The organism is Plantibacter sp. (genome assembly GCF_059073635.1).
In genome coordinates this window covers 358,351-373,404 of sequence record NZ_JCACOF010000008.1, presented here as the reverse complement: position 1 = coordinate 373,404, position 15,054 = coordinate 358,351, and the positions used below count along the sequence as shown (strand labels likewise).

The window sequence follows — 15,054 nt, the reverse complement described above, 5'->3', positions numbered from 1 at the left end:
AGGATCTCCAGTGATCGGTGTGGTGGTGCGGGTGGCCCTTCGACAAGCTCAGGGACCGGGGTAGGGGACCGGGGTAGGGGCTCACGGACCGGGGTGAACGGGCTCAGGGACCGGCGCAGGGGGCAGGGGCGGCAGCCGGGGCAGGCCCGGGGAGCGGGATGCGCTCCCCGGGCCTGCCGAGGCGATCAGACGAGCGGTCCGGTCGGTCCGCGCTCGAGCTGCGTGCGTCCGGCCCGCTGGCGGGCGATCAGCACGGCGGCGGCTCCGAGGAGCACCGCGAGGGCGGCGAGGCGACCGAACGTGGCGGCCTCCTCGGGCACACCGGTCGACGCGATGGCGTCCGGCGTGCTGGCACCCGGCGTGATGACGGTCACCTGGGCCGTCACCTCGCCGCCAGGCAGGACCAGGGCGAGCGTGTGGACGCCGGCCGTGGTCGTGTACGGGACGGTGAACACCGCGTTCGCCGTGCCGTCGGCACCCACCGTGAGCGTCCCGAGCGTCACCGGCGTCGACCGCAGCTCGACGCGGAACACCGCGCCCGGCTGGGCTCCCGTCAGCGACACCGGCAGCGCTCCGCCGGGGGCCACGCTCGTGACGCCGAGTCGCAGCACCTCGTCACCCGTCAGCGAACCGCTCGGTTCGCTCGGGCCGGGCGTCGGCGTCGGGTCGACCGGGGTCGGCGTCGGCTCCGGCGTGACCGGCTTCGCGGGGACGTCGACGGAGACGGACTCCGAGACGTTGCCCGCGACGTCGGTGGCGCGGACGGCCACCGTGGTCGCCGCGTCACCTGTGGCGACGGGTGCGGTGTACGTGGTCCACACCCCGTCCCCGACCCGGACCTCCGTGAAGGCGACACCGGAGTGCTCGTCCTCGGCGGTCACGGTGACGGTGCGCGCGGTGCCGTCGAACGTCCCCGCGGCTGTCGGGACGGTCGCATCGCGCCGCACCTCCACGACCGACGGCTCCGACACGTTGCCGGCGGCGTCCGTTCCACGGAAGGACACCGTGGTGACCCCGTCATCGGTCACGACGACCGGGCCGGTGTACACCGCCCACTCGCCGGTCCCGACCCGCGCCTCGAGGGTCGCGACGAGGTCGCGGTCGTCGACGGCGGTCGCCGAGACGCTCACGTCCTCGCGGAACCATCCGGAGGCGGGCCGCTCGGGGGTGACCGTGGTGGTCACGACGGGAGCGGTGACGTCCGGGACCGGCTGGTCGGCCGCCTCGAACACCTGCCACTCCTTGATCCCGAGGCTGCCCTTGCCGCTCTCGGTGCCCGAGGCCTCGAGGAGCAGACGCAGCTTCGTCGTCGTCACCGGGGTGAAGGCGACCGGGTTGAACGCGTCGACCTCGGTCCCGTACGCACCGAGCGCCTCGACGTCGACCCATGCGCCGGCGCCGTCTCCGGCCTCGGCGTCCCAGTACTGCGCCTTCCAGGACGCCGGGACCTCGATGCCGAGGCCCGCGTCGTCGAGGTTCGAGACGAAGTACGCCCCGGTCTCGCCGACGGTGACCGCCTCCGCCCAGTCGTACTGGACCCACTGCTCACCGATCTCCGGCCACGCGCCCCAGACGGTCGCGTTGTCGTTCGGCGTGACATCACCCGATGAGGTCGGAGCGACGTCGTCGTTGAGGCCGTTCACCGTGTTCCAGGCGGCCGTGAACGAGGCCGTGGGGACGGCGCCGATCGCGACGTTCCGGCGGAGCTGACCGTCGCTCTTCGGCACGACGACCGTGGTGTCCGCAGACACGTTGCCCGCGGTGTCGGTGGCACGGAAGTGGACCGTGGTCTCCTCCAGGCCCACGAGGACCGCCTTGGTGTAGGGCGTCCACTCCGCCGCGTCACCGATGCGGACCTCGATGGAGGCGAGGCCGGAACCGGCGTCCGTCGCGGTCGCCTTGACCGTGCGGGCCGCGGCGTCGGCGACCGGGGTCACCGACGGCGCTGTCGCGTCGATCCGGACGGTGACGTCGGAGGAGGCGGAGCGGTTGCCGGCGGCGTCCGTCGCGCGGGCGGCGACGGTGTGGACACCGTCCCCGCTCACGGCGACCGGACCGGTGTACGGAGCCCAGGCGGCGTCGTCGACCGACACCTCGACGACGGGCGCCGAGTCGCGGTCGTCGGTCGCGGTGACCGAGACGGTCGCCGCTCCCGTGTGCCAGCCCGATGCCGGGGCCGCCGGATCGACGGTGAGGGCGACCACCGGAGCGGTGTCGTCCTCCTCGCCGCCACCGGCGCCGACCGTCACGGTGGCGGTCGCCGTCTTCGCTCCCGGGAGGGCCGATTCGACCGTCCCCGTGACCTCGAAGACACCTTCGGCCGCATAGGACGCGGGATCGACGGTGGCCCACGTCACCGGCAGGTCCTCGCGGGACCCGTCGTTGTAGAGGACGCCGAGCGAGGCCGGCAGTGCGGGTGCGACCCCGGCTGCGGTGGTGACCGCGACCGGGTCGACGGCGTTGATCTGCCCGGGGGCGGTCGCCCGCACCCAGACGGTCGCCTTCGCCGGCACCGCGGAGCCGGTCACGAGACCGACGACGGAGAAGCTGCCCTCACCCGCGACCTGCTCGGGTGTGATCGACGCCCACGAGACCGGGAGGTCGGCGTGGCTGCCGTCCGCGAACGTCGCGTCGACCGTCGACGGCAGTGTCGGCACGACACCCGTGGTGGTGCGGACGTCGATGGGTTCGATCGCCGTCGGCGCGACCGCGAACACCTCCCACTCGCTGACCGCGACACCGGCGTACGGGTCGGCTCCGGTGCCGGGACCGGCCGCGCTCAGCACGAGGCGGAGCTTGGTGGTGGTCACGGCGTCGAAGTCGACGGCGTTCGGTGCGTCGCGCTCGACGCCGTAGGCGGAAGCGCCCGTGACGTCGGCCCACGCGTCGCCGGTCCAGTACTGCGCCTTCCAGGACTTCGGCACGTTCACACCGGCGCCGGAGGAGGGGTTCGTCTGGTCGGCCCAGAACGACACCGTCGCGGCGTCGACCCGGACCGGGTTCGCCCAGTCGTACTGCAGCCAGCGGGTGGCCGGGCGGCTCCCCGACCAGGTGCCCCAGATGTCGGCCTGCGACCCGCCGCTGTGGAGGACCGTGCCGTCGTTCACCGCGTCGACGTTGTTCCACCCCGCGGTGAACTCGCCGGTCGGCGTCGCCTCGCGGGCGACGTTCTGACCGCCCGCCGACACCGCACCCTGGACCACGAGGTCCTTCGTGCTCGTGAGCTCGCCGTCGCTCGCCGTGAGGCGCAGCGTGTACGAACCCTCGGCGGTGAAGCTCGCCGTCGTGGACGCCGCGGTGGCGTCACCGAAGATGACGAGACCGTCGTCCGGGGCGTCGACCACGGACCACGAGGAGGTCACGTCGCCGAGCGGCAGCCCGTCGTCCTTGACCTCGCCGACGAGCGCGAGCGTGCCGCCGGCCGAGTTCGCCTGGTCGACCCAGGCGTTCACCGACGGAGCCTGGTTGGTGGAGGCGGGTGCCGCAACGCCGGTCGCGAAGAGTTGGAGCTCCTTGACCCCCGTCTTGAACCCGGCGGCGTGGTTGACCGTCAGCCGCACGGCGTCGCCGGTGACCTCGGGGAACTGCACATGGTTGTAGTTGGCTCGGGGGTAGACCGGGCCACGCGCCTGGGCCGGGATCGCCGTCCAGGTGTCGCCGTTCCGGACCTCGAGCGAGTACGTCGCCGGCTCCGAGTACCCCTGCACGGTGGCGGTGGACGAGGAGTTGTAGAAGTACACCCTGGCGTCGTCGAAGGTCTTGGTGCCTCCGAGTTCGACCACGAGCGAGTCCTTCGCGTTGGGTGACCCCGCGGTTCCCCAGAAGGGCTCGTTGGCGGTCGTGCCGTCCACCGCCGCGGTGGCGGGACGGCTCGGCGCGGAGAAGCTCGCGCTGACCTCGGCACCCTCGGCGGCGTTCGCGGATCCGGCGCTGGCCGGGTCCACGTCGGCGCCCGCCTTGGCGAAGAGGTCCACGACCCGGTCGCCGGCGGCGAAGGAGACGTCCTGCGGCGCCTGCAGCGAGGCGGTCGTCGAGGACAGGACGGTGACGTCGTCCGCCACCTCGACCGTGCCCGTCGCGGGGTCGTAGACGACCTTGCTCAGGGAGTCGATGGTGAAGGCCAGCTTGCCGTCGAGGAACACCGAGTAGCCCTCCGGGATGCTGTCGCCGTAGTGGCGCTCACCGCCCGGAGCATCCCAGGTGATGGTGAGGTCCTGGTCGCGGAAGGCGATGTTGTTCGCCGTGAAGTGGTCCCAGTCGATGTCGATCGGGTCCAACTCGATCTTCGCGTCGCTCCGCGGACGGAGCCCCATGGTGTCCTCGATCATCGTGAAGTTCGTCGCGCCGAGGATCGTGTGGTGGATCCAGGAGCGGTAGCCGATGTCCTGCGGGTCGGCGTCGCCGTCGGACCAGAACTCGTTCTGGTCGGGCAGGCGGTTGTCGCCGCCGTTCTGGTAGTGCGACCAGGCGTTCCAATACAGGAGCTTCTTGTACCACTCGGCGTCGATCGCCTTCGTCGGGTAGTCGCGGAGCACCTTCGCCAGCATGCGGAACGTCACGGTGGAGTTGATCACCGAGAAGTTGTTGCTGCCCGGTCCGCCGTAGTCCGCCTGGTCGGCCTGGTTCGCCGTGTAGAAGGGGAAGATCGGGTACTGGGCGTCGTCCGCGAAGAGGTCGAGCGCCTTGACGTAGTCGTCGGCGTAGTCCGCGTCGCCCGGCTTCGGCATGAGGCCGACGGTGAAGGGGTAGAAGTTGTTGATCTCCTTCCACTTCGCCAGCTTGCCGTCGGACGTGAACCGGTGCTTCAGGACCTTCGCGTCGGCGTCCCAGAGGAGCTCGACGACCTTGTCCTTGATGCCCTGGGCGAACTCGTCCATCTCGACGGCCTTCGCCTCATTGCCGGCGGTCCGGTAGGCGGCGGCCGAGGCGAGCGCGTTGGAGTACAGGTACGCGTTCTCGGTGCGGTCCATGTACGCGTTCGGGCGCTCGTGGAACGACACCGCGTCGGCGTCGTTGCCCGTCATGGCACCCCAGTTGTAGTCGATGAGGCCGCTGTCGTCGGTGTCGTACGCGTCGAGCAGGCCCTTCACGTCGTCCTCGGCGTACTCCGCCAGGTTCTCGGCGATCGCCGTCGGTCCGCCGTGCAGCTGGTAGGAGCGCCACGCCGCCTCGGAGATGTACTGCGTGTAGCTGTTCGACCAGTTCGCCGGGTCACCGGGGTTGTCGACGAACTTGTAGCTCTTCGAGGTCTCCCCCGCCGACACCCAGGGGCCGTAGGAGTAGATCGGGTTGCGGAAGTACTTGAGGTCGTCGATGAACATGCCCGTGGTGAGCACGATGGCGTTGTTGTAGCCGAGCACGCCCTCCATCGAGGTGGGGAACTGGTAGTCGTTGCCGGGGATGTCGGCGTCGAGGAAGTTGAAGCGCATGAGCCACCAGCGGTAGTACAGCGTCTTGTCGATGTTGTCCTCGGGCGTGTCCAGGTAGGGCACGTTGTCGGCCCACCACTGGTTGTACGCGGTGACCTGCGCCGTGTACGAGGCGTCGGGCGCGAGTCCGCGGACGGCGTCGTACTGGGTGCGCGACTCCGCGATCTCGTCGGTGACGAACCCGAGCTGCACCTTGGTGGACACGGTGCCGCCGGCCGGGACGGCGAGGCTGGCCGTGATGCCGCCGCCGTCCGGCGTGAAGCCGTCGCCGGAGAGCCGCGGGAAGATCGTCGTGAGCTTGTTGGCCGCGGACACGACGCCGGTGAGCTCATCGCCCTCGACGGTCGTCGTGTAGGCCGAGCTGGCCGTGAGCTGCACGGTGTGCGCGCCGTTGGTACTGCGGACCTGCAGCCCGGTGACCGCGACGTTCCCGTCGGTGATGTACTTCGTCTGGACGACCTCGATCCCCGAGGCCGCGTGGCGGTGCACGCTGCGCCAGTAGCTCGGCGTCTGCACCCGGCTCGCCGTGTCCTCCGTGAGCGTCACGTCGGAGCCGTCGATCTTCGCCGCGACCGTGTACGCGGCCTTGCCGTCGATGGCCTCCCAGTAGGCGACCTGGCCGCCGAAGCCGAGTTTCGACGGGTCGTGCTCCTTCATGAACACGGCACGGCCGCGGCTGAAGAGCCACTGGTTGTCGTCGCCGAAGCTGCCGGTGGTGCCGGTGCGCTGGAGCATCCGGTCCATCCAGAAGTCGGGCCCGCCGAGGGCTCCGGCTCCAGCGGCCACGTCCGCGTCGAAGATCGCCTGCAGCTGGTTGCCGGCCGTGTAGCCGGTGCCGGTGGCGGGGACCGGGGTGTCGCTGCCCGAGAACGTCGGGTAGCCGATGTCGGCGTTCGCGGCCTGCGCCGGCGCCGTGAGGAAGGTCGTGCCGATGACGGCGAGAGCGGCTGTCGCCGCGATCCCGCCACGCCATCCACGCGACCCCCGCTTGGGGGTGGATTGCTGTGTTCTGACCACGCTGTCTGATTCCCTCTCGTCAGTGAGTAGGACACTCCCGGGGAGGTTATCGGGAGATTCGCAGGATTCGCAAGGCTTTTCGGAAGTTTCGGCACACCGGGCGGAAATCGGATGACAGCACGACGAAAGCGCCCGACACCATACCGAAAGTCCAGCTGTTCCGGTGTGGTGTCGGGCGTTCAACGGCGCTCCGCGGGCGTCGGTCAGCTCCGCGTCGTGGGGATCCAGACGCGCATCGTCGACGGACCGCGCTCCGCCCAGGAGTGGTACGGGGCGATGCTCGCGGTGAACGGATCGGCGTCACCCGGGGCGTCGAACCCGTCCGCGTACGGCCAGGCGGCGTCCACGACCGGGCGGGTCCGGAGCACGATCGTCAGGCGCCCGTCGGACGCCTCCTCGATGTCCGCGTGCTCGTCGATCTCGACGCGGGCGAGCGACTCGTCGCCACCCGGCAGGTCGACCGACTCGACGCAGTAGACCTCGGGTCCGCGCTCGATCGCGACGGTGCCACGGATCGCGTCCACGCGCGGGTCGGGGTGCGTCACCCGAGGCCGGATGCTGAAGGACAGCTCGACGACGTCGCCGGCGGAGAACGCGCGGGTGACGTCCGCGTACCCGGTCGGGACCTCATGCTCGTCGCGGGAGCCCGAGGCCGTCTGCACCACGAGCCGGGCGTCGTCCGCCCAGGACGGGACGCGCAGCGACACCGTGAGTGCCTGGGTGGGAGCCTCGACGATCCGAAGCGAGACCACCCCGGTGCGCGGGTACTCCGTCACCAGCTCGGCCCGGAACCGGCCGCCGTGCTCACCGCCGACGACGGTGTCGATCGTGGCGGAGGCGAACTGGTGGATCTGCACGCCGTGGTCGTCGGTCGTCGCGATGAAGGCCGCGAGGCTCGCGAGCGTGCGGGCGACGTTCGGCGGGCAGCAGGAGACGTCGAACCAGGGCGCGCGCTCCGACGACGACGCCCGGGGCGACACCTCGTCGTCCGGGCTCGACTCCCCGGGCGTCCGCTGGTGCAGCGTGTTGGCGTAGAAGAACGCGGTGCCGGCGGCTGACGGCGACGTCGCCACGACGTTGTACAGCACTCGCTCGATGTGGTCCGCGTACCGGACGTCGCGGTCCTCGAGGAGGAGCCGCCAGCTGAACATGATGGAGGCGATGCCGGCGCAGGTCTCGGAGTACGCGCGATCGGACGGCAACTCGAAGTCCTCACCGAAGGCCTCGTCCTGGTGGTGCGACCCCTGGCCACCGGTCAGGTAGGTGCGCCGGGCGATCGTGCGGTCCCACTGGCCGCGGAGCGCGTCGAGCAGCCCGGTGTCCCCGTGTTCGACCGCGATGTCGGTCGCACCGGCGGCGAGGTAGTTCGCCCGGACAGCGTGTCCCCGCAGCGCCTCGGCGTCGCGGATCGGGAGGTCGTCCTGGAAATAGGCGCGCCCCCACTCGATGTCCTGGAGGACCCCGTGGCCACGACGTTCCACGAACAGCGACGCGAGGTCGAGGTACCGCGACTCCCCCGTCACGCGGGAGAGCTCGGCCAGACCGACCTCGACCTCGGCGTGCCCGCACACGGACTGGATGCCGTCTGCGCCGAACACCTCGCAGATGAGGTCGGCGGCACGCGTCGCGATGCCGAGCAGGCCGTCGTCGGCACCGGGACTCGTGCGCGCTCGCGCCACCGCCGCCTGGAACAGGTGACCGAGGCAGTAGAGCTCGTGGCCCCACTCGAGGTCCGACCAGCGCGCGCCCTGGCCGGGCCGGCCGAAGCGGGTGTTGAGGTACCCGTCGGACTCCTGTGCGGCGGCGACGCGGTCCACGACGCTGCGGAACCGGGATTCGAGCGCGTCGTCACCGCCCCGTCGCCCGATCTCCCAGGCGACGGCCTCGAGGTACTTGTAGACCTCGGAGTCTGCGAACTCGCGACCCCGGCGACCTTCCGGCAGCGTGCCGGCGGCGGCCAGGTCGAAGTTGCGGATCCAGCCCTCCCGCTCCAGCCAGTGCTCGACGTGCGCGAGGGTCGCGGTGCCGTTCACGCGCTGGCGGTCCGCCCAGAACCCCTCGGTGATGCCGACCTCGTCGAGCCCGAGCGGGGTGAGCGCACCGGTGGTGGGGACGACCGGGGCCATGCTGGTCCCGCGTGCCCGTTGCTGTGGTCCTGATGGTGGTGCTCATGGTTACCCCTTGAATGCGCCGGACATGAAGCCGCGCACGTAGTGACGTTGGAGGATGAGGAAGAGGAGGATGCACGGCAACGCGAGGACGACGACGCCGGCCTCGGTCGCGCCGTAGTCCACGACGCCCTGGACCTGGCCGCGCAGGTTGGAGACGGCGAGCGGCAGGGTCATCTTCGCGGAGTCGTTGATGAGGATCAGCGGCGCCATGAAGTCGTTCCAGGCGGCGAGGAACGCGAACAGTCCCACGGTGATGAGGCCGGGCTTGACCGCCGGGACGAGCACCTTCCAGAGCACGGTCCAGGAGTTGCAGCCGTCGACCATCGCCGCCTCGTCGAGCTCCTTCGGGATCGACTCGAAGGCGATCCGCATCATGAAGGTCGAGAACGGCAGCTGGAACATGGTGAGCACGAGCGCCACCCCGACGAGCGAGTTGGAGAGACCGACCAGGTTGAGGAGCACGTAGAGCGGGATGAGCAGCGTGGCGTACGGGACCATGAGGATCGCGATGGTCGCGAGGAACAGGGCGTTCTTGCCGCGGAACTGGAACCTGGCGAAGGCGTAGCCGCCGAACAGCGAGATGACGAGCGTCAGGACCACGGTGAGCAGCGAGACGAACGCCGAGTTGCCGATGTACTGCAGGATGCCGTCCTGGTAGCCGGCGAGGGTGATGTAGTTGCCGAGCCCCCAGCCCTCGGTCTGGTTCGTGCCGGCCAGCGGGGAGACCGATCGTACGGCCGTCCACACGAGCGGGTAGAGGAAGATCACGGCGAGTGCGCCGGAGAAGAGCCAGAACGGCATCTTGATCGCGATGCCGAAGAAGTTGGTGGACTTCTCGGGTCCGCCGGAGCCGCGTCGGGGCCCGCCGCGGCGAGCACGGACGTCGGGCATCGTCGAGGTGACGGTGGCCGGTTCCTTTCGGGTGATGGTCATGCTCAGTCCTCGACCTTCTTGCTGAACGCGCGGATCTGCACGATGTTGATGACGATGAGCGCGGCGAGCACGATGACCGACAGCGCACCGGCGACGCCGAGGTTGTTGGGGCCCTGGAACGCCACGTTGTAGATGAGCTGGACGACGGTGATGGTGCTGTTGTCGGGACCGCCCTTGGTGAGGATGTAGAACTGCTCGAACGCGAGGAGTGAGCCGGTGACGCACATCACCGTCGTGAGGGCGAGGGTCGGCTTCAGCAGCGGGACGGTGATGTCGCGGAAGGTCTGCCAGCGCGATGCACCGTCGATGCGCGCGGCCTCGTAGACCTCCTCCGGGATGCCCTGCAGGCCCACGAGCATGAGCAGCATGTAGAAGCCGGCGAAGCGCCAGACGATGAGGAAGACCGTCGACCAGAGCGCCGCGTCCGGGGTCCCGAGGAAGGTGAAGCCCATGGCCTTGGTGAGGTCGGCGAACGGGCCGGCGATCGGCGAGTACAGCACGTAGAACAGGAGCGACGCCGAGGCGAGGCCGAGGGCGCTCGGGATGAGGAAGGCGGTGCGGAGGAAGCCCTTCCATCGGCTGGACTCCTGGACGAGGAGCGCGAGGCCGAGCCCCAGGCCGATGAGGAGGACCGTCGCGATGACGGTGTACTTCAGCGTGAAGACGACCGAGTCGAGGAAGAAGCGGTTGTCGATCGCCTTCGGGAAGTTCTCGGGGAAGTTCACACCCTGGTTGCCGCCGAGGAGCGGCCAGTCGGACCCCGCCATCTGGAAGACGAGCCCGAGCGGGACGAGGAAGAGGAGGATGACGAAGACGGCGGTCGGGAGCGCGAACAGCCAGCCGGTACGGGCCTGCGCGGCGCGGCGCTTCCGGGCACCGACCGAGTCCGTCGGGCCTCGTCTGGCGAGGGTGGTACTCATGGGTGGGACCTTTCGAACGGGTGGGTGCCGATGCGCCGTCGCGATGGGGGGATCACGGCGGCGCACCGGCGGTCGGGCTACTGCGAGAGCACGTCCGTGATGGCGTCGTTGTCGGCGTCGACGGAGTCGGTGCCCTCGAGTACCGCGTTGCGCACGAGCGTCAGCCAGGGGCTGGTCGGCGAGTTGAAGGCCTCCTGGAAGTTCAACGAGTACGGGGTGTCACCCTTCGAGGCGACCTCGTTGATCGTGACCAGGCGCGGGTCCTTGCTCGAGTACTCGTTGTTCGCGAGGTCGGAGCGGGAGACCACGTCGTTGTCCTTCGCGAGGACACCGACCTGGGCGTCCTCGGACATCAGCCAGCTGAGGAAGTTCCACGACTGCGCGGCCTTCTTGCTGTCCTTGGAGACACCGATGCCGTCGCCACCGACGAAGGTCGAGTCGCCGCCCTTCGGGCCGGGGATGCCGGACACGCCGACGTCGAACGGGGTCGAGGAGAGGAGCGTCGCCGGGTACGGCATGACGCCGACCTTGCCCTCGGTGAAGCCGGCGGTCCAGGTGGGCCCGGCCTCGTCCTTCGAGGAGGGGAGCACGGCGCCCGACTTCCACAGGTCGGCCCACGTGCTGTAGACCTCCTTCGCGCCGTCCTCGGCGAGGAGCGACTCGGTGCCGTCCTCGTTCATGACCTGCTCGCCGTCGGCCCACACACTGGGGAACCAGGTGAAGACGAGGCAGCCGCCGCAGTTGAGGCCCGTGGCGGTGCCGTAGGTGTCCGGCTTGTTGAGCGCCTGCACGGCCTTGGCGTCCTCGGCGAACTCGGCGAGGGTCGTCGGACCCTGCTCGGGGTCGAGGCCGGCCTCCTTGTAGAGCTCCTTGTTCCAGAAGAGCATCGACAGGTCGAGCACGAACGGGAGGACGTGCTCCTTGTCGTCGGACGTGCCGGCGGCCAGGTGGCCCTTGTTGATCTCGTCCTTGAAGTCGAGTCCGTCGATGTTGGCGGTGAGGTCCTGGAAGAGGCCCTGCTCGACCCAGTTCGGGACGTAGACGATGTCGGCGGCGAACAGGTCGGGGAGGCTGTCGGAACCGGCGGCCGCACCCACCTTCGCGACGTAGTCGTCGTTCGGGACGACGGTGAGCTTGACCTGGTTCTCGTGCGAGGCGTTGTAGGCCTCGACGAGCAGCTTGGCCTGCTTCTCCAGGGGCGCGCGGGTCCAGAGCGTGAGCTCCGAGCCGTCGTCGACGCCCTCGGGTCCGGCGCTGGCGAGCGGGGCGCTCCCACCGCCGCTGGACGAACAGGCGGCGAGGCCGAGGAGCAGGGCGCTGGCCGCCAACACCCCTCCGACCCGCTGCTTGCGTGTGATGTGCGTGCTGCGCATGTGTGACTCCTCTGACTCTTCGTTGAGCGGACCGGTCGGGTCCGGCGGTGCTTCGGGAGAGGTTTCGAAACTGTCGAAAGCGCCTTTCGGTAAAGCTAGCCTGGGATCAGAGTAGCGTCAAGAGCGAATATCCGGTAACGTTTCCGAAAGATGAAGAGGGGGCGTTTCATGCCAGACAACGATGTTGTGCGGCGACGACCGGGATCGCTGCCGGCCGGGCGGCGACCCTCGGTGACGTCGCGCGCATCGCGGGCGTCTCGATCGCCACGGCGTCGAAGGCGATCAACGGGCGGAGCGAGGTCGCGCCGAAGACCCGACAGCGCGTGCTCGATGCCGCGAAGTCCGTCTCGTTCACGCCCGAACGAACTCGCCCGGAGCCTCATCAACGGCCGGACGGGCACCGTCGGCCTCCTCACGAGCGACCTCGAAGGCCGGTTCGTGATCCCCATCCTCATGGGCGCCGAGGACGCGTTCGGCGCAGGCCAGGTGAACGTGTTCCTCTGCGACGCCCGCGGCGACGCGATCCGCGAGCAGCACCACCTCAACGCGCTGCTCACCCGGCGCGTCGACGGCATCATCGTCGTGGGTCGCAGCACCGACCCACGGCCCTCGCTCGGCCACAAGCTGCCCGTCCCCGTCGTCTACGCGTACGCACCGTCCGACGATCCGACGGACGTGTCCATCACCCCCGACAACCGCGACGGCGGGCGCCTCGCCGTCGAGCACCTGATCGCCTGCGGGCGCTCCCGCATCGCGATGATCACGGGTGAGCCGCAGTACGCGGCTGCCAGGGACCGCGTGACGGGCGTGCAGAACGCCCTCGCGGCGGCGGGACTGGAGCTCGTCGGCTCGCCGATGTTCTCGGAGTGGACCGAGCACTGGGGTCGCGATGCGGCGGCGATGCTGCTCGCACAGCACCCGGAGATCGACGGCATCGTCGCCGGTTCCGACCAGATCGCCCGCGGCGTGCTCGACACCGTCCGCGACCTCGGGCGCGACGTCCCGAGCGACGTCGCGGTCGTCAGCTTCGACAACTGGGAGATCCTGGCCACCAACTCGCGCCCGGAGCTGTCGTCGATCGACGCCAACCTGCAACAGCTCGGCCGGCTCGCCGCCACCCGCATCTTCGAGGCGATCGAGGGCACGGACGTCCCACCGGGCATCGAGTACCTGCCGGGCCGCCTCGTCCTCCGCGGTTCCACCATCCCGAGGCGCTGAAGTCCGGTCGGACGCCGATCCTCGCCGCGCGGGTGATGCGACAGCCGTCGGACATCGCTACGGTCGAGCCATGGACAGCTCAACCGTCATCATGATCGTGGTCCTCGCCGCCATCGCGGTCATCGTCTTCACGATCACCGTGCAGGCCAGACGACGTGCCGGCGGGTCGAAGCATCGCGGTGGTACGACGTCGGACTCCGGCATGCCGTTCATCGTCGACAGCGACGGTCACCATGGAGGCGGCCACCACGGCGGAAGCCACCACGGCGGAAGCGACTCCGGCGGTTGGGACGGTGGCGGTGGCGGCGACTCCGGCGGCGGCGGAGACGGGGGCGGTGGGGGCGGCGGCGACTGACCGGTCCGCCCGGGCCGCGTGAGCCGTCAGCGACGTCGCTGCTGCTTCGGGCGACGCTTCGGTTTCGGACGCGGCTTCCGCTTCGGTGGCGGGACCACCGCGCCAGAGCCGACCGAGTCGCCTTCTCTACCCGTCAAGCGCCTGCGCGAGACGTCGATTCCCCCGGCCGGCCCGCCGATCCACATCGGGACATCGCCCTGCCAGCCGGCGACGAAGAACAACACCCCACCGACGACCAGTCCGCCCACCCCGACTTGACCTGCCAGATCGCCTCGTCATAGATCACGGGCCCCACAGCCTGACCGTCGAAGAGCAGATGGAACCCGTTGTTCACGACGACGACGAGCAGCGTCAGCCACCCGACACCGAACACCGTGCCGGCCACCCACCCCCATGAGGCGATCGCCAACCCGCCCAAGACGGCGGCCGCAGCGACGGGTACGCCGAACGCCACGAACAGGACGATCGCGACCCAGGACTCGGCACTGTCGCCGCCGATGGCGGCCAAGACGATCGCGACGACGACGAGCAGCACGACGGAGGCGATGAGCGCGCCAGTCCACGTCGTGATGCGCCGTCGACTCATCCGGTACGGGTTGGTGGTGGGATCGCGGTGCTCCTGCGAGCCCGACTGCTGCTTCGACATGCCCTCATCCTCGACCATCGGACGCCGCTCCATCGATCGACCTCGTGGCACGGCGTCGCGATAGCCTCGCTGCATGGGGGAATCGCGAGGCACACGAGCGCGCCCGGGCGCGACCCAGGCCCGAGGCTGGCTGACCCTGTCCTGGTGCGCATCAGTCTTGGCCGCGGCGTTCCTGGGGGCAGGCGTCGTGAGCATCTCGACCTACGCGTCGTTCCTCGACTTCCCGCAGGACGATCCCGGCTGGATCAGCCACCACGACTGGCTCGCCTCCACCGGCACGGCTGCACTGATCATCGGCGCCGCGCTCGCGGTCTGCAGCGCGGTGGCGTTCATCCTGTGGCAGGTCGGGCTCCCCGAGCAGCAGACGCGGAGCCGGGATCGGCCCTAGCGACCCGCGAGGTCGCCGAGTCGGGCGCGCATCGCGCGGAGCACGTCGACGAGGAGCACGTCGTCCGGTCCGGCGAGCCACTGCTCGAGGGAGGCGTCGAAGAGTGCCGAACCGATGGACGCGGCGAGCGCCGCGTCGGCTGACGTGACACCACTCTCCATGAGGGCATCGCGCATCGCGTCGGTGAGGACCGCCGACTTCAACCGTTCCCGCTCGCGCAGCTGCGGTTCCGACCGGATGACGGCGCGGCGGGCGGCGATGTCGTCCCGCCAGCGCTGCAGCTCACCGGCGGCCACGGTCTCGAGGCCGGACATCACCAGGGCGAGCGGGTCGAGCCCTGCTGGCGCCGCGGCGACCAGCCGTCCCACCACCGTCGGGAGCTCGCGCTCGCGGAGGAAGAGCACGTCGCGCTTGTCGGCGAAGTGACGGAAGAACGTGCGGGTGGTGAGCCCGGCGGCTTCGGCGATCTCCGGGACCGTCGTCGCCGCGAAGCCCCGGTCGGCGAACAGCGCCATCGCAGCGCTCTCGAGTCGGAGAGCGGCGTCGGGTGCCCAGCGTGCCATGCGATCAGGATAGCCGATGACACGTCGTGTCGTCAGGTGTA

Annotated in this window: 10 protein-coding genes and 1 pseudogene; 4 read left to right on the top strand and 7 right to left on the bottom strand. The window is 70.0% G+C overall.

What is annotated here, in order from left to right:
- Positions 1–185: 185 nt before the first annotated feature.
- From AC5JOC_RS08980 to AC5JOC_RS08960, 5 genes are all read right to left on the bottom strand, one after another.
- A complete protein-coding gene (locus AC5JOC_RS08980; protein ID WP_494246212.1) occupies positions 186–6,446 on the bottom strand; it encodes an OmpL47-type beta-barrel domain-containing protein in 6,261 nt (2,086 codons plus the stop codon).
- Positions 6,447–6,649: 203 nt separating this feature from the next.
- Positions 6,650–8,572, bottom strand: coding sequence for a glycoside hydrolase family 127 protein (locus AC5JOC_RS08975; RefSeq protein WP_494246210.1), 1,923 nt, complete (start codon positions 8,570–8,572; stop codon positions 6,650–6,652).
- A gap of 48 nt (positions 8,573–8,620) precedes the next feature.
- Positions 8,621–9,550 carry a carbohydrate ABC transporter permease gene (locus AC5JOC_RS08970; RefSeq protein WP_338000136.1) on the bottom strand — a complete coding sequence of 310 codons (930 nt, stop codon included), beginning with the start codon at positions 9,548–9,550 and terminating at the stop codon, positions 8,621–8,623.
- Between the two features lie 2 nt (positions 9,551–9,552).
- Positions 9,553–10,470, bottom strand: a complete 918-nt coding sequence (locus tag AC5JOC_RS08965) for a carbohydrate ABC transporter permease (protein ID WP_192004148.1) — start codon at positions 10,468–10,470, stop codon at positions 9,553–9,555.
- Between the two features lie 77 nt (positions 10,471–10,547).
- Entirely contained in the window at positions 10,548–11,843 is a 1,296-nt protein-coding gene (locus AC5JOC_RS08960) for an ABC transporter substrate-binding protein (protein ID WP_494246208.1), read from the bottom strand.
- A gap of 47 nt (positions 11,844–11,890) precedes the next feature.
- Here AC5JOC_RS08960 and AC5JOC_RS08955 point away from each other — a divergent pair.
- The 3 genes and pseudogenes from AC5JOC_RS08955 to AC5JOC_RS08945 all read left to right on the top strand — a co-directional run.
- Positions 11,891–12,142 (top strand): annotated as a pseudogene (locus tag AC5JOC_RS08955) (LacI family DNA-binding transcriptional regulator); the annotation flags it as partial.
- Between the two features lie 31 nt (positions 12,143–12,173).
- The gene (locus AC5JOC_RS08950; RefSeq protein ID WP_494246206.1) at positions 12,174–13,061 is read left to right on the top strand and encodes a LacI family DNA-binding transcriptional regulator; all 888 of its coding nucleotides are present in this window, start codon (positions 12,174–12,176) and stop codon (positions 13,059–13,061) included.
- A 70-nt stretch (positions 13,062–13,131) separates the two neighbouring features.
- Entirely contained in the window at positions 13,132–13,416 is a 285-nt protein-coding gene (locus AC5JOC_RS08945) for a hypothetical protein (protein WP_494246205.1), read from the top strand.
- Positions 13,417–13,549: 133 nt separating this feature from the next.
- Here AC5JOC_RS08945 and AC5JOC_RS08940 read toward each other — a convergent pair whose 3' ends face one another.
- Complete coding sequence (locus tag AC5JOC_RS08940; RefSeq protein WP_494246204.1) at positions 13,550–14,062, bottom strand: hypothetical protein; 513 nt, start codon at positions 14,060–14,062, stop codon at positions 13,550–13,552.
- Positions 14,063–14,249: 187 nt separating this feature from the next.
- Here AC5JOC_RS08940 and AC5JOC_RS08935 point away from each other — a divergent pair, with 187 nt between their 5' ends.
- Entirely contained in the window at positions 14,250–14,450 is a 201-nt protein-coding gene (locus AC5JOC_RS08935) for a hypothetical protein (RefSeq protein WP_494246202.1), read from the top strand.
- Here AC5JOC_RS08935 and AC5JOC_RS08930 read toward each other — a convergent pair.
- On the bottom strand, positions 14,447–15,013 hold the full coding sequence (locus AC5JOC_RS08930; protein ID WP_494246201.1) for a TetR family transcriptional regulator: 567 nt from the start codon (positions 15,011–15,013) through the stop codon (positions 14,447–14,449). The two genes, AC5JOC_RS08935 and AC5JOC_RS08930, sit on opposite strands and share 4 nt — an antisense overlap.
- Positions 15,014–15,054: the final 41 nt, after the last annotated feature.